Raw genomic sequence first — 21,498 nt, 5'->3', positions numbered from 1 at the left:
GAGGCAGGGGCGTCGTGCTACCTGAGCACCGATCCCGGCCTGGACTCCGGCCGGCCGGAGCGCGACGCCCCGCGCAGCAGGGTGATGTCCGCCTCGCGGAGCACCTCGCCGACGTCGCGGAAGCCCCGGATGCTCCCCAGCACCCCCACGGCGACGCGCTGCCCGAGCTCCTGGCGCAGCTGGTCCAGCAGCAGCGAGAGCCGCGCGGGCAGGCCGCCCGGCCCGACGTCGTCGAGGAGCACGACGAAGTCGTCCTCTCCGATGCGCGCCGGCGTGTCGCCCTCGCGCAGCGACCGCCGCAGCCGCCGGACCAGCTCGCGGTGCAGGTCCAGGCGCTCGTCGCCCTCGCCGCCGTGGTGGCCCTGGGTCGGGAGGGTCGGGCCGTCGAGCACCCGCACGAGGGCAAGCGCGCAGTCGTACCCCGGCGAGCGTCGGGTCCGCAGCACCGCCGCCCCGAGCCGGTCCAGGAAGAGCAGCCGGTTGACCAGGCCTGTCTCCGGGTCGCGCAGCGCGTCCCGCTGGAGTGCCATCTCGGCCTCCTTGCGCTCCGTGACGTCGACCAGGGCGCCGACGAGGCGCGCGGGACAGCCCGCGTCGTCCAGCACGGTCACGGCCCGGCACAGCATCCAGCGGTAGTCGCCGGACGACGTCCGGACGCGGTGCTCGAGCTCCAGCGGGGAGCCGGCGCCGGCCAGCTGTGAGGCGATCGAGGCCGAGAGCTCGTCGCGGTCGGCGGGGTGCACGCGCTCGAGCCACTCCCCCGGCGAGTCGCCGATGACGTCGTCCGCGTAGCCGAGCGTCTGCTTCCAGCGGGGCGAGTAGTAGACCGTCCCGGCGGAGACGTCCCAGTCCCACGTCCCGTCGTGGGCGGCCATCGACGCGAGCGCGTACCGCTCCTCGCTGGCCCGCACGGTGTCCGCGAGCGACCGCTCCCTGGCCGCGGCCTGCTCGAGGGCCCGACGCTGCTCGCGCAGGTTGGCCAGCAGCCGCTCCTGGTCGAGCGCCACGGCGAGCAGCGCCGCCCAGTGGTTGAACCGGTCGCGCGCGCTCGTCGCCCGCGTCTCCACCGTGCCGTCGATCGCGAGCAGCCCCCAGTCGCTGCCGCCGAACGTCACGGGCACGACGAACGTGAGCTCGTTCGAGCCGACGGTCCCGGCGCGGGTCAGGGCGGTCGGCGGGAACTGGCTCGCGGTGGTGCGCACGCCCACCAGGCGCGACAGCGTGCCCGACGTGTCGTGCACCCCGACGATCTCCATCTCCCGGTCGCCCGGGCCCCGGTCCGCGCCGAGCCACAGCCCCAGGCAGGCGTGCCCGCGGACGCCGCGCGGCAGCCAGCCGAGCGCGCGCGGGCTGGCGCCGTCACCGCGCAGCAGGTCCATGTCGACCTCGTACTGGTCGACGATGGTCCGCTCGAGCTGCCCGCTGCGCGCGAGCATCGACCGGGTGCAGCCCTTGGTCACGGCGAGCAGCACCTCGGTGACCGCGCGCCGCACCGCCATCTCGTGCTGGGGCCGAGAGAGCGCTTCCACGATGTCGCTCTCGACGGCCCGCAGGCAGATCACCAGCTGCTCGAGCGCCTCGGGGTGCGGCTGCATCGCGGCCGTCAGGTCGGCGAGCCGGCCCAGGGTCGGCCCGCCCGGCAGCGTGCCCCGCTCCGCCGCCGTCTCGATGGGCTCGACCACGGCGTGCCACCACGCCTCGCGCGGCGCGGCCCCCGGGCGACGCGCCCCGCCGACGCCGGACGGACCGACGAACGCGGTCTCGGCGAGCGCGCGCAGCACCTGGTAGCCGCCGCGACCGTCGGTACCCGCCGACGTGGCCGACGCCGACTGGACGGCCTCCGAGCACCCGCAGGACTCGCGCAGGACGAGCGTGGACGCGGCGCGGTACTCCCCGCCGGGCACCTCGTCGCCGCGCATGCGGGACAGCAGCAGCGAGACCGCCGTCTCGCCGACCCGGTCGTAGTGCGCGTCGACCGTCGAGAGCCGGGGAGTCACCCGGGCGCCCGAGTCGGCGTGGTCGAACCCGATGACCGCCTGGTCGCGCGGCAGGACGAGGCCGGCGGCCCGCAGCGCGCGCTGGAAGCCGATCGCGTTCCGGTCCGTCGCGGCGACGACCGCCGTCGTCGGGGTGCCGAGGGTGAGCATGCGCGCGGCCGCGTCGGCGCCGCCCTGCTCGTGGTTGTCGGACGCCTCGAAGATCCAGGCGTCGGGTGCCTCGATGCCGTGCTCGGCCAGCGTCGCGCGGTACGCGGCGAAGCGCTCGCGCATGTCCCGCTGCGTCAGGCACCCCACGAAGCCGATCGCGGAGTGCCCGTGCTCGAGCAGGTGCTCGACGGCAGCCTTGACGCCGCCGACGTTGTCCGGCAGGACGACGGCGTCGTCGGCGGACTGCGGCTCCTCGCTCACGAGCACCACCGGCAGGCCCCACTGCTGGACCGAGGCGAGCCGGTCGCTGCGCAGCGCCTTGCCGACCACGACCAGACCGTCCACGGCTCCCAGCGCGACCGGGGCGTCGAGGACGGACTCGTCGGGGTACCGCTCGCGGTCCAGGCCCGCCGGGTACGTCTGGACCGCGACCACCCGGTGCCCGGCGGCTCGCGCAGCCCGCGCCACCCCGGCGATCAGGGCCCCGAAGTAGAACCCGCCGACCACCGGCGAGAGGACGCCGATCGTTCGTCGTGCCGTCGGCGAGACCGGCCCGCGTCGCACTGTTCCCATGACCCCACATCCCTCGCCCACGTCGTCGGAGCCGAGATGATGCATTTCACCCGCATCGGGCGACACACTAGGTGATCGTGGTCACACCTGCATATGACTCTGGAGTACCCGGCTCTTCCGCGTCGCCCTCGACGCCGTCGTCCGGGCCGTCCTCCCCCGCCCCTGCGCCGGCCCCCGCGCGCCGCCCCACGATCACCGACGTAGCCCGCGCCGCCGGCGTCTCGATCGCCGTCGTGTCGTACGCGCTGAACGGTCGGCCGGGGGTCTCGGCGGCGACGCGGGAGCGCGTCCTGCGGGTGGCCGACGAGTTCGGCTGGCGGCCCAGCGCGGCCGCGCGGTCGATGCGCACGGGCCCGCGCGCGGTCGGCCTCGTCTTCGACCGCGGCGCCGCCGGTCCCGTGGCCCAGGCCACCGGCGTGCTCGAGTTCGTCATCTCGCTGCAGGAGGTGCTGGCCACCCGCAACCTCGCGCTGGTGCTCCAGATCGTCGACGGACCCGAGGCGGCCGTCGCGCTCTACGGCGAGTGGTGGGCGGAGCGCCGGTTCGACGTCATGGTCGTCACCGACATCCTCGCCGAGGACCCGCGCATCGACGCGCTCCGCCGGCTGCGTGCGCCCGCCGTGGTCGTCGGTGCAGGTCAGAGCGACGTGGACCTTGCTGCGGTGAGCCTGGACGACGGCGAGGCGTTCCGCCGCGTCGGCCGGTACCTGCTCGAGCTGGGGCACCGGCACGTGGCCCTGGTGAGCGGTCCGAAGGAGCTCGTCCGCACCCGCGCGCGTCTCGGCGCCCTCTCCGCGGTGCTCGACGCGGCCAGCGGAGTGCTCGTGCACGAGGCCACCGGAGGCACCGCGGAGGAGGCCGCGGTGGCCACCCGACGACTGCTCACGAGTGGTCGGGCGCCCACGGCGATCGTCTACGACTCGGACCAGATGGCGGTCGCCGCCCTCGACGTGGCCCGCCGGACGGGCCTCGCGGTGCCGTGGGACCTGTCGGTGGTGGCGGGCTCCGACTCGGCCCTGTGCCGCCTCGCGACCCCCTCGATCACGACCCTCCCGTCGGCCCAGCGCGACCTCGGCACGGCCACCGGCGAGGCGGTGCTGGCGGTGCTGGACGGCGACCTGCGCGCCCGCCGGGAGCTCCAGATCGGGGGCCTCGCGGTGCGCGGCAGCACCGGCCCGCGGTCGAGATGAGAACGCTCTCATGCGAGTCACAGTTTGGTAACGCACGGGGCCTAAACGATTCGCCCCGTGCCGCCCGGAAAGTCCTCGTGATGCTCTAGCGAACCAGTCGCCGTGGACTTCCCCGGGCGACCTGCGCCCGGGCGGGACGGCCGGCCGGGCACGCCGAACGACATCCGGAGGACTACGTGTCCACACACGGCAAGAGAGCGGTGAGGCAGCGTTTGCGCGCGGCGGCCACCGCAGCGGCAGCGATGGCGCTGATCGCAGCACCTCTGTGCATCACCACGAGCGCGAGCGCCGCGGAAGCGCACGTCGACAACCCCTACGCCGGCGCCACGCAGTACGTGAACCCCACCTGGGCAGCGTCTGTTGAGAGCGCTGCCACGCGTGCCGGCGACGCCACCCTGGCGTCCAAGATGCACACGGTGGCCAAGCAGCCGACCGCCGTCTGGATGGACCGGATCAGTGCCATCGCCGGCAACGCCGACGGCAACGGCCTGAAGTTCCACCTCGACAACGCGCTCGCCCAGAAGGGCTCCGGCCCCCTCGTGGTCAACCTGGTCATCTACGACCTGCCCGGCCGCGACTGCTTCGCCCTCGCGTCCAACGGCGAGCTCCCCGCCACCGACGCCGGGCTCGCGCGCTACAAGACCGAGTACATCGACGCCATCGCCGCCCTGCTCTCGGACAGCAAGTACCAGAACCTGCGGTTCTCGCTCACCATCGAGCCCGACTCGCTCCCCAACCTGGTCACCAACAACTCCGAGCCCCTCTGCCAGCAGGCCGGCCCGTACTACCGGGCGGGCGTGAAGTACGCGCTCGACAAGTTCCACGCCATCCCGAATGCCTACAACTACATCGACATCGGCCACTCCGGATGGCTCGGCTGGGACAGCAACGCCGGGCCTGCCGCCCAGCTGTTCGCCGACGTCGCCAAGAGCACGACGGCCGGGTTCGCGTCCGTCGACGGGTTCGTCTCCGACACGGCCAACAGCACCCCGCTGGTCGAGCCGAACCTGCCCGACTCCAGCAAGCAGGTGGGCAGCGGCCAGATCAAGTCGGCCGACTTCTACGAGTGGAACCCGGACCTCGACGAGGTCCACTTCACCGCCGACATGTACACGCGGCTCGTCTCGGCGGGCTTCCCGTCGTCGCTGGGCATGCTCATCGACACGTCGCGCAACGGCTGGGGCGGCCCGAACCGTCCGACCGCCGCGTCGACCAGCACCGACCTGAACACCTATGTCAACGCGTCCAAGGTGGACAAGCGCGTGCATCGCGGCGCGTGGTGCAACCCGCTCGGCGCGGGCATCGGCGAGCTGCCGCAGGCGAGCCCGTCCGGCTACACGGCGTCGCACCTCGACGCCTTCGTCTGGATCAAGCCCCCGGGCGAGTCCGACGGTGCGTCGACGGACATCGCCAACGACCAGGGCAAGCGGTTCGACCGGATGTGCGACCCGACCTTCGTGTCGCCCAAGCTCAAGAACCAGCTGACCGGGGCCACGCCCAACGCGCCGCTCGCCGGCCAGTGGTTCGAGGACCAGTTCAAGACCCTCGTCGCCAACGCCTACCCGGTCATCGGCGGCGGCACCACTCCCCCGCCCGACACGACGGCGCCCTCGGTGCCGGCCGGTCTGACGGCGGGCACGCCGACCTCGACGAGCGTCCCGCTGTCGTGGACGGCGTCGACCGACAACGTGGCCGTGACCGGCTATGACGTCTACCGCGGCACCACGCTGGTGGGCACGTCCACCTCGACGAGCTACACCGTGACCGGCCTGTCGGCCGCGACCGCGTACTCGTTCACGGTCCGCGCCAAGGACGCCGCCGGGAACGTCTCGGCAGCCTCCACGGCCGTCTCGGCCACCACGGCGTCCGGCTCGGTCACCGACACGACGGCGCCCTCGGTGCCGACGGGTCTGGCGGCGGGCACGACGACGACCACCACGGTCCCGCTGACGTGGAACGCGTCGACGGACAACACCGGCGGCTCGGGCGTCGCGGGCTACGAGGTCTACCGGGGCAGCACGCTCGTGGCGACCACCACCTCGACGAGCTACACCGTGACCGGCCTGTCGGCCGCGACCGCGTACTCGTTCACGGTCAAGGCCAAGGACCTGGCGGGCAACGTCTCGGCGGCGTCCGCGGCGGTCTCGGCCACGACCAAGACGTCCACGACGACGGACACGACGGCGCCCTCGGCACCGACCGCACTGGCGGCCGGCACGACGACGACGTCCACGGTCCCGCTGACGTGGGCCGCCTCGACCGACAACGTGGCCGTCACCGGCTACGACGTCTACAGCGGCAGCACGCTGGTGGGGTCCTCGACCACGACGAGCTACACCGTGACCGGTCTCGCGGCCGGGACCGCGTACTCGTTCACGGTCAAGGCCAAGGACGCCGCCGGGAACGTCTCGGCAGCCTCCGCGGCGGCCTCGGCCACCACCAAGACGTCGACGACCACCAGCAGCTGCTCGGTCAAGTACTCGGCCAACAGCTGGAACACCGGGTTCACCGGGTCGATCAGGGTGACGAACACCGGGACGGCCGCGATCAACGGCTGGACGCTCGGCTTCTCGTTCGCCAACGGTCAGGCCGTCACGCAGGGCTGGAGCGCCGACTGGGCGCAGTCCGGCGCGGCGGTCACCGCGAAGGGGCTGTCGTGGAACTCCACGCTGGCGCCCGGGGCGTCGACCGACATCGGGTTCAACGGCTCGCACTCGGGCACGAACAACGCGCCCACCGCCTTCACCCTCAACGGTGCCCCGTGCACCGTCGTCGCGTGAGCTAGGCGGCAGCACGACGGCGGGGGCCCTCCGGCMGGAGGGCCCCCGCTCGTCCGTCAGGAGACGGCGTCCTTCACGGCGACGACGAGCTCGTCGACGTCCGCCTCGGTGGTGTCGAACGAGCACATGAGCCGGACCTCGCCGGTCTCCACGATCCAGTCGTAGAACCGCCAGCGCCGGCGGAGCACGTCCGCGACGCCGGGCGGGAAGATCACGAAGATGCCGTTGGCCTGCGTCGGCCGGGTCACCTGCACGCCCGGCAGACTCTCGATCCCCGCACGCAGCCGGCCGGCCATGGCGTTCGCGTGCGCGGCGGACCGCAGCCAGAGGTCGCCCTCGAACAGCGCGACCAGCTGGGCGGAGACGAACCGCATCTTCGACGCGAGCTGCATGTCCATCTTGCGCAGGTACGTCAGGCCGCCGTCCGCGGTGGGGTCGAGCACCACGACCGCCTCGCCGAACAGCAGGCCGTTCTTCGTGCCCCCGAGCGAGAGCAGGTCGACGCCGGCGTCCGTGGTGAACGCCCGCAGCGGCACGCCGAGGCTCGCCGCCGCGTTCGAGATCCGGGCGCCGTCCAGGTGGAGCCGCAGGCCGAGCTCGTGGGCCTGGTCGGCCAGGGCGCGGACCTCGTCAGGCGTGTACACGGTGCCCAGCTCGGTCGCCTGGGTGATGGACACCACCCCGGGTTGCGCGCGGTGCTCGTCGCCGAAGCCCCAGGCCTGCGTGGCCACGAGCTCGGGCGTGAGCTTGCCGTCCGGCGTCGGGACGGTCAGCAGCTTCAGGCCGCCGACGCGCTCGGGGGCGCCGTTCTCGTCGGTGTGGATGTGCGCCGTCTCGGCGCACACGACCGCGCCCCAGCGCGGCAGCACGGACTGCAGCGACAGCACGTTGGCGCCCGTGCCGTTGAACACCGGGAACGCGGTGGCCTGGTTGCCGAAGTGCTGCTGGACGACCTCCTGCAGGCGGGACGTGTAGACGTCCTCGCCGTAGGCGGTCTGGTGACCGCCGTTGGCCTCCGCGATCGCGGCGAGCACCTCGGGGTGCGCGCCCGCGTAGTTGTCGGAGGCGAAGTCTCGGCGGTCGGCATCATGCAGTCGGGTCACGGGGAGCAGTCTCTCCCGACGCACCGCGGCGCAGCACGTGCGGGCGCGGCGTGCCGTGCGGCATGATCCCTGCAACCAGCGAGGAGGCGGACAGTGTCCGAGATCGACGCGAAGCCCGACGACGGTCGTTCGGAGACCCACAACGAGCGCGCGGACCGCAACTGGAACGAGCTGCTCCAGGAGCTGCGGGTCACCCAGACGGGCACACAGATCCTCACGGGTTTCCTGCTGACGATCCCGTTCCAGCAGCGCTTCGCCGACCTGGACGACTACCAGAAGGGCCTCTACCTGGTGCTGGTGGTCCTCGCGGTGCTGGCCACGGCGCTGTTCGTCGCACCCGTGAGCCTGCACCGCGCACTCTTCGGCCGGCGGCTCAAGCCCGAGCTGGTCGTCGCCGGGGGCCGGTTCGCCCGGGCCGGGCTCGTGGTCCTCGCCCTGGTCATGGCGGGCAGCGCGATGCTGATCTTCGACGTCGTGCTGTCGCGCGAGGCCGGCCGCGCGGTCGGGATCGGCTCGATCGTGCTCCTCATCGCGTCGTGGTGGGTGGTCCCCCGCCTCATCGCCCGGCGCGCGCGGACCTAGCCGGCTCGGTCAGGAGGCGGCGGCGGCCCGGCAGGCGGCGCAGGTGCCGACCAGCTCGATCGTGTGGTCGACGTCGTCGAACCCGTGCGCGGCACCCACCTGCGCGGCCCACGCCTCGGCCTGGCCCGCCTCGATCTCGACCGTCCGGCCGCAGACGCGGCAGACCAGGTGGTGGTGGTGGCTGCGCTGCTCGCAGCGCCGGTAGACCGACTCGCCGTCCTCGGTGCGCAGCACGTCGACGTCGCCGTGCTCGGACAGGCTCTGGACGGCCCGGTAGACGGTGGCCAGCCCCACGCTCGACCCGCGGGCCCGGAGCATCTCGTGCAGCTGCTGTGCGCTGCGGAACTCGTCGACGTCCTCGAGCAGGTCCAGGATCTCGGCACGCTGGCGCGTCTGTCGCGGCACCACCACCATGACCGGCCTCGCCTTCCTGAGAGTGGTTCCCACTATAACGCGGCAGAGCCCCCGGTCCCGAAGGACCGAGGGCTCTGCCTGTCGTACTGAGGTCAGCCCTGGACGGCGCGCTTGAGGGCGCTGCCGGCCGTGAGCTTCACGCGGTAGCCCGCGGGGATCTCGAGCTTCTCGCCCGTCTGGGGGTTGATGCCGGTACGGGCACCGCGCTCGGCGCGCGCCACGGCCAGGAAGCCGGGGATCGTGACGGCCTCGCCGGCGGCGAGGTTCTCGATGAGGACCTCCTGGAAGGCCTTGAGGGCCTTGTCCGCGTCGGTGTTGGTGAGGCCGGTCTTGGCCGCGACGGCCTGGACGAGCTCGGTGCGGTTCACGCTCACTGGATGTGCTCCTCTGTATTCACTCGGGACTTGCCGGCCCACGTCCGGGCCGTGTTCCCGGCGCGCGGCAGGACCGCGGCAACCGGGGACGATCGGCTGACACTAACCCGTGAAACCGTGGGATCCGTGCACCGGGCGTGTCGCGTCACGCGTGCGTACGGGCCAGGAGCTCGTCGACGGGCAGCGTGGTGATCACCCGGGACGGGTCCAGGTCGTGCTGAGCGGCCCGCGCGCAGCCGGCCATGAGCCAGTCGAGCTGACCGGGCGCGTGGGAGTCCGTGTCGATCGAGAAGTCGCAGCCCGCGTCGATCGCGACGGCCAGGAGCTCGTGCGGCGGGTCCAGGCGGTCGGGCCGGCAGTTGATCTCCACGGCGACGCCGTGCTCGGCGCACGCGTCGAACACGGCGCGCGCGTCGAACTCGCTCTGGGGGCGGCTCTTGCCCTTGATCTGGCGGCCCGTGCAGTGGCCGAGCACGTCGGTGCGCGGGTTGCTCACGGCGGCGATCATGCGCCGCGTCATCGGTCCGGACTCCATGCGGAGCTTGGAGTGCACCGAGGCCACCACCACGTCGAGCCGGTCGAGCAGGTCCGGGTCCTGGTCGAGGGTCCCGTCGTCGAGGATGTCGCACTCGATCCCGGACAGGACGCGGAACGGCCCGACCGCGCGGTTCAGCGCCTCGACCTGCTCCAGCTGGGCGCGCAGCCGAGCCGCCGACAGGCCGTTGGCCACCGTCAGGCGCGGCGAGTGGTCGGTGATCGCGAGGTACTCGTGGCCGAGCTCGAGCGCCGCCAGCACCATCTCCTGGATGGGCGTCGCGCCGTCCGAGGCCTCGGTGTGCGAGTGGAGGTCCCCGCGCAGCGCCTCGCGGAGGGCCACGGCGCGGGGGTCGGCGTCCGCGGCCGCCGACGAGGCGTACTCGGCCTCGAGCGTCTGCAGGTACTCGACGGGCTTCCCGCGCAGCACGTGCGCGACGACGTCCGCCGTCCGCGCGCCCACGGCCGGCAGGTCGGCCAGCGACCCCGACGCGGCGAGCGCCACGAGTCGGTCGGGGTCCTGACGCTCGACGCTGACGGCCGCCTTGCGGAAGGCCTCGGACCGGTACGGGCTCGCCTGCGCGCGCTCCAGCAGGAAGGCGATGCGCCGCAGCGCCGCGACCGAGCCCGCCTGCCTGTCGGCTGCCTCGCTCACGAGGCCTTGCGACGCGTCTTGCGCGGGGTCGGCTCGTCCTCGTCGGACTTCGGCTTCTTCGCCTTCGCCTTGGGCTTCTCCTTCTCGTCCTCGGCCGCCGGCGCGTCACCGCGCGCGCCGCGCGCCTTCTCCACGCTGCGCTGCAGGGCAGCGAGCAGGTCGACCACGTCGCCGCCGCCGTCGGCGCCGGCCTCCTCGCCGGGGGGCACCGGCACGGACCGGGTGTTGCCGGTGGAGACCTTCGCCTCGATCAGCTGCTCGAGCGCACCCGCGTACCGGTCCTCGTACTGCGACGGGTCGAAGTCCGCGGCCAAGGACTCGACCAGCGAGGCCGCCATCGCGAGCTCCTGGGGGCGCACGGACACGTCGTCGTCGAGCACCGGGAAGTCGGCCGCCCGGACCTCGTCGGGCCACAGCAGCGTCTGCATCACGATGACGTTGTCGCGCACCCGCAGGATCGCCATGGACTCGCGCTGGCGCAGCGCGACCTTCACCACGGCCACCCGGTCCGCCTGCTCGAGCGCCCCGCGCAGCAGCGCGTACGGCTTGGCCGCGGTCTTCTCCGGCTCCAGGTAGTACGTCTTCTGCAGCAGGATCGGGTCCACCTGGTCCACCGGCACGAACTCGAGCACCTCGATCTCGCGCTCCGTCGACAGGGGCAGCGACTTGAAGTCCTCGTCGGTGAGCACGACGAGCTCGCCGTCGTCGGTCTCGTAGCCCTTGGCGATGTCCGACATCTCCACGGGTTCGTTGTCGATGCTGCAGAACTTGCGGTACCGGATCCGACCGCCGTCCTCCTTGTGCACCTGGTGCAGCGTGACCTCGTGCTCCCCGGTGGCCGAGTACAACCGCACGGGCACGTTGACCAGCCCGAAGGCGACCGCACCCTTCCAGATCGCTCGCATGGTCGTGACCTCCGTGGGTCGTTCGTGGGCGTGTCGGCATCCGGCCGCGCCCCGCGCGGCCTTCCATGGGCAGGATGGACCCGTGGAGCCCATGCTCGCCACCCCTGCGACCGGTCCGGCGGAGCTTCCGCGCGGGCCCGAGTGGGCGTACGAGGTCAAGTGGGACGGCGTCCGTGCCCTCGCGGACACCAGGTCGGGCCGCCTGCGCCTCTGGAGCCGCAACGAGCGGGAGATCACCCTCGCCTACCCCGAGCTGACCGGCCTGGCCGCGGTGCCGGACGCGGTGCTGGACGGCGAGATCGTCCTGATGGCCGACGGGATCCCGTCGTTCAGCGCCCTCGCCGACCGGATGCACGTGCGCGATCCCCGCCGCGCCGAGGCGCTCGCCGCGCAACGCCCGGTGACGTTCCTCGTGTTCGACGTCCTGCGCCTCGACGGCGTCGACCTCACCCGGAGCAGCTACGACGAGCGCCGCGAGACGCTGTCCCGCCTCGCGCTGCCCGACCGTGTCGAGCTCTCCCCCGTCTACCCCGACGGCGCGGAGCTGTGGGGCATCACCAAGCAGCTGGGGCTCGAGGGCGTCGTCGCGAAGCGGCGGTCGTCGGTGTACCAGCCCGGCCGCCGGTCACCCGACTGGGTCAAGGCGCCGCACCGCAGCACCCGGGCGGCGCTCGTCGGCGGCTGGCGCGAGGAGACCAATGGCTCCGGCCGGCTGGGTGCCGTGCTGTTCGGCGCCCGGGACTCCGCCGGCGCCCTGCGCTACCTCGGGCGCGCCGGCAGCGGGCTGACGGGCAAGCGGGCCGCCGAGCTGGAGCGTCTGCTGCAGCCGCGGGCGGACTCCCCGTTCGACGACGAGGTGCCCGCGATCGACGCGCGCGGCACCCGGTGGGTGGAGCCGACCGTGGTCGTCGACACCCTGTACCTGACCCGGACGCCCACGGGCCGGCTGCGTCAGCCGGTGGTCCGGGGCGTGCGCACCGACACCGACGCCGACCCATGGGAGCAGCCGTGACACCCGAGCGACAGATGGTCGACGTGGGGGGCCGGCAGGTCCGGGTCAGCCACCTGGAGAAGGTCATGTACCCGTCGACGGGCACGACCAAGGCCGAGGTCATGAACTACCTCGTGCAGGTGGCGCCCGCGCTCCTGGCGCAGCTGAAGGACCGTCCGGTCACCCGGATCCGGTGGCCCGACGGCGTGGCGGGCGAGAAGTTCTTCGAGAAGAACACGCCGCGCGGCGCTCCCGACTGGGTGCGCCGCCAGACGCTGCGGGCCGCGCCCAACTCCGACGACGAGGGTGCCGAGCTGGAGCTGCCGTTCCTCGACGACCTGGCGGGGCTGGTGTGGGCGGCCAACCAGGGCGCGCTCGAGCTGCACACGCCCCAGTGGCGGGTGGGTCCGCGGGGCAAGGTGCACAAGCCCGACCGGCTCGTGGTGGACCTGGACCCGGGCGCGCCGGCCGGGCTCGCCGAGTGCGCGGAGGTGGCGCACCTCGTCGCGGACCGGCTCCGCGCCGACGGGCTCGGGACCACCGTGCCCGTCACCTCGGGCAGCAAGGGGATGCAGCTGTACGCGCCGCTGCCCGGCACGCAGACCGTCATGGAGGTCCGCCAGTACGCACGCGACGTCGCGTACGAGATCGCCGCGGCCAACTCACGGCTGGTGGTGGCCGTGATGAAGAAGGACCTCCGAGGCGGCAAGGTGCTCATCGACTGGTCCCAGAACCACCCGGCCAAGACGACGATCACGCCGTACTCCCTGCGCGGCCGCGACACCCCGCACGTCGCGGCGCCGCGGTGGTGGGACGAGATCGGCCCGGGGCTCACCCAGCTGGGGCCCGACGAGGTCGCGGCACGTTACGCCGAGCGCGGAGATCCCTTCGCGTGAGACGTCTCGGATGGCGAGGTGGTCCCACCTTTGGCAGCGTGGACGCCAGCCGGGAAGAACACCCCGCGGACCGCACAGGAGGAGCCGTCATGGCGCTGCCCAAGTACACCGTCCCGTCCCTCACGCCCAAGGAGGGTGCCGACGTCGCCGCGATCCTGCAGGAGCGCCTCGACGCGCTCAACGACCTCGCGCTGACCCTCAAGCACATCCACTGGAACGTGGTCGGCCCGCACTTCATCGCGGTGCACGAGATGCTCGACCCGCAGGTCGACGCCGTCCGCCTCATGGTCGACGCGATCGCCGAGCGCATTGCCACCCTGGGAGTCGCACCCGTCGGTACCCCCGGAGCGCTGGTGAAGAACCGCACCTGGGACGACTACTCGATCGGACGCGACAGCGCGATCGCCCACCTCGGGGCGCTCGACGTCGTGTACGTCGGGGTCATCGAGGCGCACCGCAAGGCCGCCAAGGACACCGAGGAGCTCGACGACGTCACCAACGACCTGCTGATCGGGCACCTGCACGAGCTCGAGCTGTTCCACTGGTTCGTCCGGGCCCACCTGGAGTCCGCCGGCGGCGCGCTCACCACGGGCGGCTCCGAGACCGAGAAGACCTCCGCGCGAAAGGCGTCCACCAAGGACGTCGCGTGACGGGTTCCCCTCACGCCCGGCCCGTCGTCGGCTCGTCCGGCGGCGGGCCGGTGCTCCGTACGGCGCGGCCGGCCGGCCCGGCGTCGTCCGTCCCCCGCACGCACCTCGCCGCCCGCCTCGAGGACGGGTTCGACCGTGCCGTGGCGTACCAGCTGCGGCGCCGCGGGTGGACCGTGCGGATCGAGCCATACGCCGGCTACGGCGCGCCGGGCTGGGTCAGGGTGCTCGCGCGCACCATGCTCGCTGCCCCGCACGTGGGCGACGAGGACCTGCCGGGCGCGGGCGCCGACGCCCAGGCKGGTACGCGGTCGGCCACCGCGCTGCGGGGCTGGCGCAGCTTCGCGACCGCCCAGGTGGCGGGCGCGGAGCTCGAGGTGCACGTCGGCGACCGGACCCACCACGTCGTCACCGACCGGGGTGGCTACGTCGACGCGGTCCTCGAGTCCGACCTCGCGCCGGGCTGGCACGACGTCCTGCTCACCACCGCCGACGGCAGGACGGCGACCGCGCCGGTGCAGGTCATCGGCCCGGAGACGCGCTACGGCATCGTCAGCGACATCGACGACACGGTGATGGTCACGCGCCTGCCGCGCCCGTTCGTCGCCGCCTGGAACGTCCTCATGCGCCACGAGAACGCGCGCGAGCCCGTGCCCGGCATGGCGCGGCTCTACGCGGAGCTCAGGTCCGGCGGCGCCGAGGTCCCCGTCGTCTACCTCTCGACCGGCGCCTGGAACGCCGCGCCCACGATCGCGCGGTTCCTGCGCCGCAAGCGCTACCCCGCGGGACCCCTGCTGCTGACCGACTGGGGACCGACGAACAGCGGCTGGTTCCGCAGCGGGCCCGCCCACAAGGTGGCCCAGCTGCGACGGCTCTTCACGGAGCTGCCCGACGTGCAGTGGGTGCTCGTGGGCGACGACGGGCAGCGGGACCCGCAGATCTACGCGGGCGCGGCGCAGCACTTCGCCGACCACGTCCGGGCGATCCTCATCCGTCAGCTGACGTTCAGCGAGCACGTGCTCGCGCACGGCGTGCCGGCGCCCACCACCGAGGCGCTGCGCGCCGAGCAGCAGGCGGCGCGGCGCCCGGACGGCATCACGGTGCTGCAGGGCCCCGACGGGCAGACGCTGCTGCAGCGGGCCCGGGAGTACGGCCTCGACCTGAGCTAGAGACGCTCCGGGTCGTCCCACTCGTCGTTGCTGGCGATGGCCTCGTCGTCGGCCGGGAGCTCGACGGCGTGCAGCGACCGCGGGCCGCGGTCAGGGTTCCCGCCGGAGCGGGCGTCGGCAGCATCGAGCTCGGCCTGCACGTGCTCGCGGTCGGCGAGGTGCTCGGCTGAGGGGTCGGACGTCAGGTCGCGGTCGCGGCTCATGCTCCGGTTCTACCGCCCAGGCTCCCCCGCCGCACGCGCGGACCAGCCCGTGGTCGCGCACGTCCCGCGGCGGCGAAACGATTCGCCCCCTGCTGCGGGTTCGAAGCGCTTCGATACGGTCGCGGCGATCGTCGCTCGGCGGCGGTCCCCAGGGTCCCGGCAACGCCGCCCGGAGCCCTCCACCGCCACCACGAAGGAGTGCAGCGGATGTCGCTCGCCACCCGCCCACCGGCCCGGCTCGCGGCGGTCGCCGCCGCGGGAGCGCTGCTCGCCGGCCCGCTCGTCGCCGTCGTCACCCAGGAACCCGCCCACGCCGCGGCGCCGCCCTACACCTGGGGGAACGTCGAGGTCGTCGGCGGAGGCTTCGTCCCCGGGATCGTCTACAACCAGTCCGAGAAGGGCCTGGTCTACGCCCGGACGGACATCGGCGGGGCGTACCGGCTCGACCAGACCACCAAGCGCTGGGCCCCGCTGCTCGACAGCATCGGCTGGTCCGACTGGGGCCACAACGGCGTCCTGTCCCTGGCCACCGACCCCGTCAACCCCAACAAGGTGTTCGTCGCCGCGGGCATGTACACCAACAGCTGGGACCCGAACAACGGCGCGATCCTGCGCTCGGCCGACCGGGGTGCCACGTGGGCGAAGACGACCTTGCCGTTCAAGGTGGGCGGCAACATGCCCGGCCGCGGCATGGGCGAGCGACTCCAGGTGGACCCCAACGACGACCGCGTCCTCTACCTGGGCACCGAGGGCGGCAACGGCCTGTGGCGCAGCACCGACTCGGGAGTGACGTGGGCGAAGGTCTCCACCTTCACCAACGTCGGCACCTACGTGGCCGACCCCACGGACGCGAGCGGCTACCAGACCACCAACCAGGGGGTCGTCTGGGTGACGTTCGACCCGACCAGCGGGACCAAGGGATCGCCGACGAGGACGATCTACGTGGGCGTCGCCGACAAGGACAACACCGTCTACCGGTCGACCGACGCGGGCGCCACCTGGGCGCGGATCGCCGGCCAGCCGACCGGGTTCATCGCGCACAAGGGCGTGTTCGACTCCGTCGGCAAGCAGCTCTACCTGGCGACGAGCGACACGGGCGGCCCCTACGACGGCGGCCACGGTGACCTCTGGCGGCTCGACACGGGGACGGGCACCTGGACGCAGATCAGCCCCGTGCCCTCCAGCAGCGGCGACAACTACTTCGGGTACAGCGGCCTGACGATCGACCGCCAGCACCCGAACACGATCATGGCCGTCACGCAGATCTCGTGGTTCCCGGACATCCAGGTGTTCCGGTCCACCGACCGCGGCGCCACCTGGTCGCGCATCTGGGACTGGAACGGCTACCCCGACCGGACCCTGCGCTACTCCTTGGACATCTCAGGGGCTCAGTGGCTCGACTTCGGCAAGCAGGCTGCTCCCCCGGAGCCGAGCCCGAAGCTCGGCTGGATGACGGAGTCCTTCGAGATCGACCCGTTCGACTCGGGCTCGTTCCTGTACGGCACGGGCGCGACGATCTACGGCGGCAGCAACCTCACCGCCTGGGACACCGGCGGCAAGGTGGCCATCGGGGTCAGGGCGCAGGGGCTCGAGGAGACCGCGGTGCTCGACCTCGCGTCGCCCCCCGGAGCCACCCAGCTGATCTCCGGGCTCGGCGACATCGGCGGCTTCGTGCACAGCGACATCACCAAGGTCCCGCCGGCGTACTCGTCGACGGCACCGGCGCTCGCCTCGGTCACCGGCGTGGACTTCGCCGAGAAGGCGCCCGCGACGATGGTCCGGGTGGGCAAGGGCGACGCCGGGGTCCCGCGCATCGGCATCTCCACCTCGGCCGGCAGCTCGTGGTGGGCGGGCCAGGAGCCCCCCGGCGTGACGGGTCCCGGCACGGTCGCGATGGGCGCCGACGGGAGCCGCATCGTCTGGAGCACCGAGGGCGGCGGCGTGTACACGTCCTCGACGCTGGGCTCGAGCTGGACCAGGTCGACGGGGGCGCCGACCGGTGCGCGCGTCGAGTCCGACCGCGTCAACCCGCTGAAGTTCTACGCGTTCTCGGGCGGCACGTTCTGGACCTCCGTCGACGGTGGCGTGACCTTCACGGCGTCGAGGGCGACGGGCCTGCCCGCGACCGGTCCGGCTCGCTTCTCCGCGGTCTTCGGGCGTGAGGGCGACGTGTGGCTGGCGGGCGGGGACGACAAGGGCGGCGCCTACGGGCTGTGGCACTCGACCGACTCGGGCGCGACGTTCAGCAAGATCGCCGCGGTGGAGCAGGGCGACACGGTCGGGTTCGGCAGGGCCGCTCCGGGTGCCTCCTACCCGGCGATCTACACGTCGTCGAAGATCGGCGGGGTCCGCGGGATCTTCCGCTCGATCGACGCCGGCGTCACGTGGGTGCGGATCAACGACGACGCCCACCAGTGGGGCTGGACCGGCGAGAACGTCATCGGCGACCCCGACGTGTACGGCCGGGTCTACGTCGCGACGAACGGGCGCGGCATCGTCGTCGGCAACCTCACGGGCACGGACCCGACGCCGACCGCGACGCCGACACCCAGCCCGACCACGCCGAAGCCGACGTCCACCCCGCCGCCGACGCCAACCGTCACCCCGACACCCACGGCMACCMCGACGACGCCGGTCGCGGCGTGCACCGTGACCTACACGACGTCGGACTGGAGCACGGGCTTCACCGCCTCCGTGAAGATCACCAACGGCTCGTCGTCGGCGGTCACCGGCTGGAAGCTGGCCTTCACGTTCGCCAACGGCCAGCAGGTGACCAACGGCTGGTCGGGCGTGTACAGCCAGACCGGGTCCGTCGTGACGGTGACCAACGCCGCGTGGAACGGCACGATCCCGGCGGGCGGGAGCGTGGAGCTCGGCTTCAACGGCTCCCACACGGGGACGAACGCCCGGCCGAGCGCGTTCACGGTCAACGGAGCGGCCTGCGCTCGGGGATGAGCCGCGGGGTGGGTGACGCGTGACACGGACCTGTCACCCACCCCGCCGACAACGGCCCGGAGCCCGGCCGGCACCGCATCGCCTCCCGGGCTCCGGGCCCGCGTGGGCAAGATCACACGCTGGCGGGCTGGAGGTATCTCGACGTCAACATACGATCGAAAACGTGCCAGAACGCGAAGAGATCGTCGACGTCGTCCTCGTCGGGGGCGGCATCATGAGCGCCACCCTCGCCGCGCTCCTCACCACCCTCGAGCCCTCGTGGACGATCGAGATCCACGAGCGGCGGCCCGCCCTCGCCGAGGAGAGCTCCAACGCCTGGAACAACGCGGGCACCGGGCACGCCGCGCTCTGCGAGCTCAACTACACCCCGGAGCGCGCGGACGGCACGATCGACATCGCCAAGGCCGTCGCGATCAACGAGCAGTTCGAGCTCTCGCGCGAGCTGTGGCACCACCTGTCGACGCACGACCGGCTGCCCGGCGGCGACGGCTTCCTGTCGACGACGCCCCACATGACCTTCGTGCGCGGCGCCGACAACGCCGACTACCTGCGGCGGCGGTTCGAGACGCTGCGCAAGCACCCCTTGTTCTCCGACCTCGAGTTCAGCACCGACCCCGCGCAGATCGCCCGCTGGGCGCCGCTGCTCGTCGACGACCGCGACCCGTCGGAGCCCGTCGCGGCGACGCGCGCCGCCGCAGGCACGGACGTGGACTTCGGTCGCCTGACCCGGGCGATGGTCGCCGACGCCGTCTCGCGCGGCGCGCGCCTGCACCTGGAGTCGGAGATCACGAAGCTCCGCCAGAAGAAGGACGGGACCTGGTCGCTGCGCGTGAAGGACCGGCGCTGGAACGGGCACCTGCGCAGCCGCAAGGTCGCGGCACGTTTCGTGTTCATCGGCGCGGGCGGCGGCGCCCTCAGCCTGCTGCAGAGCTCCGGCATCCCCGAGGCCAAGGGCTTCGGCGGCTTCCCGATCAGCGGCCAGTTCCTCAAGACCACGAACCCCGACATCGTCGCCCGGCACCAGGCGAAGGTCTACGGCAAGGCCGACATCGGCGCTCCCCCGATGTCGGTGCCGCACCTGGACACGCGCGTGGTGGACGGCGGCACGGCGCTCCTGTTCGGGCCCTACGCGGGCTGGAGCATGAAGTTCCTCAAGAACGGCTCGTGGACCGACCTGCTGCGCTCGATCCGGCCGGCCAACCTCGTCCCCATGCTCGCGGTGGGGATCCGCAACCTGGACCTCGTCAAGTACCTCGTCGGCGAGGTCACCGCCACGGACACCGACCGCCTGCGCACGCTGCGCGCGTTCATGCCGACGGCGCACCCGCGTGACTGGGAGCTCATCACGGCGGGCCAGCGCGTCCAGGTGATCAAGAAGGACAAGGCCCAGGGCGGCGTCCTCGAGTTCGGCACCGAGCTCGTCACGTCCGCCGACGGCTCGATCGCCGGCCTGCTGGGGGCCTCCCCGGGTGCGTCCACGGCCGTCGCCACGATGCTCGACCTGCTCGAGCGCTGCTTCCCGGAGCACGCCGCCGCCTGGCGGCCGCGCCTCCGCACGATGATGCCCAGCCTCGGCGGCGCCGAGTGGGACGAGTCGTTCGAGCTCGACCAGCTGGTCGACGACGAGCAGATCCGGGCCGACAGCTGAGCTCGAACCGCCAGGATGGGCTCATGGCCGATCCCTCGGAGAACACCGTCCTGCCCGTGAGCGCGGAGATGCGCCACGCGAAGGTCCGCGCCGCCACCGAGCACACGACGGTCGGTCAGGTCACGACCACCGCGGACGGCCGGGTGACCATCGAGTGCGCGTGCGGCATGCAGCTCACCAACGGACCCACCTGGTCCCTCGACGAGCACATCCGCCTGCACCGGGCCGAGGCTCGGTTTCTGGCGCTCGCGGCCGTCGCACCCGACGGCATCCCCCGCCTGGTGCGCTGGCCCCTCTAGACGCGCGCCGGCACGTGCACGTGCACGTGGTCGTCCTGCTCGTCGTCGTCGTGCTCGTGCGGCAGCCCCAGCTCGTGCGCCCGCTCGTGCGCCTCCCGGGCCGCGATCCTCGCCTGGACGTCAGCGCGGCGCAGCGGGGGTACCGTCGTCGGCGGCTGACGCCGGGCGGGCAGCTCGTCCAGCAGCCGCGCGGTGAGGGCGGCGACCTGGCGGACGGCGTCCTCGAACGGCTCCCGGGTGGCGTCGCTGAGCGACTGCACCCCGGTGACCTTGCGGACGTACTGCCGCGCCGCGGCCTCGATCTCCTCCGAGGTGGCGGGGGGCTCGAGCCCTCGGAGCGTGGTGATGTTCCGGCACATGACGACGACGCTACGCCGCAGCGCCGACGCGCGTCTCCAGGTCGAGCAGCGTCAGCTTCGCGTCGGCGCCGCCTGCGTACTGCCCGGGCGAGCCGTCGGAACGCACCACCCGGTGGCACGGCAGCACCAGGGGCAACGGGTTGAGCGCGCACGCGGTGCCGACCGCCCGGACGGCGCGCGGGCTGCCGGCGAGGGTCGCCATGGTGGCGTAGCTGGCGGTCCGGCCGTAGGCGATGTCGGGCAGGTGGAGCACCACGTCGCGGCGGAACCCGCGCAGGAGCTGCAGGTCGAGCGGAACGTCGAACGCGGTCCGTCGGCCCGCGAAGTACTCGTCGAGCTCGCGCGCCACGTCGTCCAGGCGTCCCGGTGCCTCCAGGATGCGCGGGCTCACCGACGCGGCGAGGGCGTCGAGCACCGCGGCGTGGTCCTGGACGGCGAACGCGACCCGGACCAGGCCGACCGGGGTGCGGGCCAGCAGGAGCGGGCCGACGGGGCTGTCGACGGTGCGGTAGGCGATGTCGAGCAGGCCGTCGGCGGCTGCCCGGGCGGCGAGGACGCCGTGCAGGCGCGCGAGGTCGTCGGCGCTCACGTCGGGAAGCTCGATCATGACTCCTCCTGGTCGGTCACGGTCCGCCGCAGGGTGGCGATCCCGTCGGCGGCGGCGCGGCGGGCGGCCGCGGCCGTGCCGCCCACGAGGGCGGCGACGTCGTCGTAGGGCAGGCCGCCGAGGTGGTGGTACGCCACCACCTGGCGCTGCTTGGTGGGCAGCGCGCCGACGGCGGCCCACAGATCCAGGTCCCGTCCGAGCGGGGCGGCGACCCGTTCCGGCACGTCCGCGACCGGCACGGCGTGCCGGGCGGCGCGGCGCACCACGTCGATCGCCTTGCGGTGCGCGATGGTCACCAGCCAGGCCTCGACGTTGGCGTCCGCCGGCAGGTCCGGGTAGGCGCGCAGGGCGGCCAGGAAGGTCTCCGACCAGGCGTCGTCGGCGTCGACGGGTCCTACCACCGCGCGGCACACCCGCAGCACGGTGGGGCCGTGGACGGCGACCACACGCTCGAAGGGTTCCTTCAC

20 protein-coding genes are annotated in these 21,498 nt (G+C 73.0%); 10 read left to right on the top strand and 10 right to left on the bottom strand.

Annotated elements, in window-relative coordinates:
* Positions 1 to 17: 17 nt before the first annotated feature.
* Positions 18 to 2,720, bottom strand: a complete 2,703-nt coding sequence (locus tag AC1DQC_RS07030; protein ID WP_477050505.1) for a substrate-binding domain-containing protein — start codon at positions 2,718 to 2,720, stop codon at positions 18 to 20.
* A 191-nt stretch (positions 2,721 to 2,911) separates the two neighbouring features.
* Between AC1DQC_RS07030 and AC1DQC_RS07025 the strand changes: the two genes are divergently transcribed.
* Both AC1DQC_RS07025 and AC1DQC_RS07020 read left to right on the top strand, forming a co-directional pair.
* Positions 2,912 to 3,910 carry a LacI family DNA-binding transcriptional regulator gene (locus AC1DQC_RS07025; protein ID WP_477050537.1) on the top strand — a complete coding sequence of 333 codons (999 nt, stop codon included), beginning with the start codon at positions 2,912 to 2,914 and terminating at the stop codon, positions 3,908 to 3,910.
* 176 nt (positions 3,911 to 4,086) lie between these two features.
* Positions 4,087 to 6,690, top strand: a complete 2,604-nt coding sequence (locus AC1DQC_RS07020; protein WP_477050504.1) for a glycoside hydrolase family 6 protein — start codon at positions 4,087 to 4,089, stop codon at positions 6,688 to 6,690.
* Positions 6,691 to 6,746: 56 nt separating this feature from the next.
* Here AC1DQC_RS07020 and AC1DQC_RS07015 read toward each other — a convergent pair whose 3' ends face one another.
* Entirely contained in the window at positions 6,747 to 7,793 is a 1,047-nt protein-coding gene (locus tag AC1DQC_RS07015; RefSeq protein WP_477050503.1) for a threonine aldolase family protein, read from the bottom strand.
* 93 nt (positions 7,794 to 7,886) lie between these two features.
* Here AC1DQC_RS07015 and AC1DQC_RS07010 point away from each other — a divergent pair, with 93 nt between their 5' ends.
* The gene (locus AC1DQC_RS07010) at positions 7,887 to 8,375 is read left to right on the top strand and encodes a DUF6328 family protein (protein WP_477050502.1); all 489 of its coding nucleotides are present in this window, start codon (positions 7,887 to 7,889) and stop codon (positions 8,373 to 8,375) included.
* A gap of 9 nt (positions 8,376 to 8,384) precedes the next feature.
* Here AC1DQC_RS07010 and AC1DQC_RS07005 read toward each other — a convergent pair whose 3' ends face one another.
* From AC1DQC_RS07005 to ku, 4 genes are all read right to left on the bottom strand, one after another.
* Positions 8,385 to 8,789 carry a Fur family transcriptional regulator gene (locus AC1DQC_RS07005; protein WP_477050501.1) on the bottom strand — a complete coding sequence of 135 codons (405 nt, stop codon included), beginning with the start codon at positions 8,787 to 8,789 and terminating at the stop codon, positions 8,385 to 8,387.
* A 92-nt stretch (positions 8,790 to 8,881) separates the two neighbouring features.
* Positions 8,882 to 9,163: an HU family DNA-binding protein gene (locus AC1DQC_RS07000; protein WP_056027540.1), complete on the bottom strand. Its 282-nt coding sequence runs from the start codon at positions 9,161 to 9,163 to the stop codon at positions 8,882 to 8,884.
* Positions 9,164 to 9,308: 145 nt separating this feature from the next.
* Positions 9,309 to 10,352, bottom strand: coding sequence for a PHP domain-containing protein (locus AC1DQC_RS06995; protein ID WP_477050500.1), 1,044 nt, complete (start codon positions 10,350 to 10,352; stop codon positions 9,309 to 9,311).
* Positions 10,349 to 11,257 (bottom strand): non-homologous end joining protein Ku, encoded by a 909-nt coding sequence (ku, locus tag AC1DQC_RS06990; protein ID WP_477050499.1) that lies wholly within the window; start codon positions 11,255 to 11,257, stop codon positions 10,349 to 10,351. The genes AC1DQC_RS06995 and ku overlap by 4 nt, the downstream gene beginning before the upstream one ends.
* A 91-nt stretch (positions 11,258 to 11,348) precedes the next feature.
* Here ku and ligD (AC1DQC_RS06985) point away from each other — a divergent pair, with 91 nt between their 5' ends.
* The 4 genes from ligD (AC1DQC_RS06985) (at position 11,349) to AC1DQC_RS06970 (ending at position 14,960) form a co-directional block, all read left to right on the top strand.
* Positions 11,349 to 12,269, top strand: a complete 921-nt coding sequence (gene ligD / locus AC1DQC_RS06985) for a non-homologous end-joining DNA ligase (protein WP_477050536.1) — start codon at positions 11,349 to 11,351, stop codon at positions 12,267 to 12,269.
* On the top strand, positions 12,266 to 13,144 hold the full coding sequence (ligD, locus tag AC1DQC_RS06980) for a non-homologous end-joining DNA ligase (RefSeq protein WP_477050498.1): 879 nt from the start codon (positions 12,266 to 12,268) through the stop codon (positions 13,142 to 13,144). The genes ligD (AC1DQC_RS06985) and ligD (AC1DQC_RS06980) overlap by 4 nt, the downstream gene beginning before the upstream one ends.
* A gap of 89 nt (positions 13,145 to 13,233) precedes the next feature.
* The gene (locus tag AC1DQC_RS06975; protein WP_477050497.1) at positions 13,234 to 13,794 is read left to right on the top strand and encodes a Dps family protein; all 561 of its coding nucleotides are present in this window, start codon (positions 13,234 to 13,236) and stop codon (positions 13,792 to 13,794) included.
* A complete protein-coding gene (locus tag AC1DQC_RS06970; protein ID WP_477050496.1) occupies positions 13,791 to 14,960 on the top strand; it encodes an App1 family protein in 1,170 nt (389 codons plus the stop codon). Before AC1DQC_RS06975 ends, AC1DQC_RS06970 begins: the two co-directional genes overlap by 4 nt.
* Here AC1DQC_RS06970 and AC1DQC_RS06965 read toward each other — a convergent pair.
* Positions 14,957 to 15,163 carry a hypothetical protein gene (locus AC1DQC_RS06965; RefSeq protein WP_477050495.1) on the bottom strand — a complete coding sequence of 69 codons (207 nt, stop codon included), beginning with the start codon at positions 15,161 to 15,163 and terminating at the stop codon, positions 14,957 to 14,959. The two genes, AC1DQC_RS06970 and AC1DQC_RS06965, sit on opposite strands and share 4 nt — an antisense overlap.
* Positions 15,164 to 15,370: 207 nt before the next feature.
* Between AC1DQC_RS06965 and AC1DQC_RS06960 the strand changes: the two genes are divergently transcribed.
* Genes AC1DQC_RS06960 through AC1DQC_RS06950 form a run of 3 tightly spaced genes read left to right on the top strand, consistent with a single transcriptional unit; the run spans position 15,371 to position 20,065 of the window.
* Positions 15,371 to 18,118: a cellulose binding domain-containing protein gene (locus AC1DQC_RS06960; RefSeq protein ID WP_477050494.1), complete on the top strand. Its 2,748-nt coding sequence runs from the start codon at positions 15,371 to 15,373 to the stop codon at positions 18,116 to 18,118.
* A gap of 19 nt (positions 18,119 to 18,137) precedes the next feature.
* The gene (gene mqo, locus AC1DQC_RS06955; RefSeq protein ID WP_477050493.1) at positions 18,138 to 19,766 is read left to right on the top strand and encodes a malate dehydrogenase (quinone); all 1,629 of its coding nucleotides are present in this window, start codon (positions 18,138 to 18,140) and stop codon (positions 19,764 to 19,766) included.
* 23 nt (positions 19,767 to 19,789) lie between these two features.
* Positions 19,790 to 20,065: a hypothetical protein gene (locus tag AC1DQC_RS06950; RefSeq protein ID WP_477050492.1), complete on the top strand. Its 276-nt coding sequence runs from the start codon at positions 19,790 to 19,792 to the stop codon at positions 20,063 to 20,065.
* Here AC1DQC_RS06950 and AC1DQC_RS06945 read toward each other — a convergent pair.
* The 3 genes from AC1DQC_RS06945 to AC1DQC_RS06935 are packed head-to-tail and all read right to left on the bottom strand — an operon-like array spanning position 20,062 to position 21,498.
* Complete coding sequence (locus AC1DQC_RS06945; protein WP_477050491.1) at positions 20,062 to 20,424, bottom strand: DUF2277 domain-containing protein; 363 nt, start codon at positions 20,422 to 20,424, stop codon at positions 20,062 to 20,064. The genes AC1DQC_RS06950 and AC1DQC_RS06945 overlap by 4 nt on opposite strands.
* Positions 20,425 to 20,434: 10 nt before the next feature.
* Positions 20,435 to 21,031 (bottom strand): methylated-DNA--[protein]-cysteine S-methyltransferase, encoded by a 597-nt coding sequence (locus AC1DQC_RS06940; protein WP_477050490.1) that lies wholly within the window; start codon positions 21,029 to 21,031, stop codon positions 20,435 to 20,437.
* Positions 21,028 to 21,498: an RNA polymerase sigma factor gene (locus AC1DQC_RS06935; RefSeq protein ID WP_477050489.1), complete on the bottom strand. Its 471-nt coding sequence runs from the start codon at positions 21,496 to 21,498 to the stop codon at positions 21,028 to 21,030. Before AC1DQC_RS06935 ends, AC1DQC_RS06940 begins: the two co-directional genes overlap by 4 nt.

Source organism: Cellulomonas sp. P4_H12 (assembly GCF_056400905.1).
Note: the sequence above shows the minus strand (reverse complement) of the source record. Positions and strands in the feature narration are given on the sequence as shown.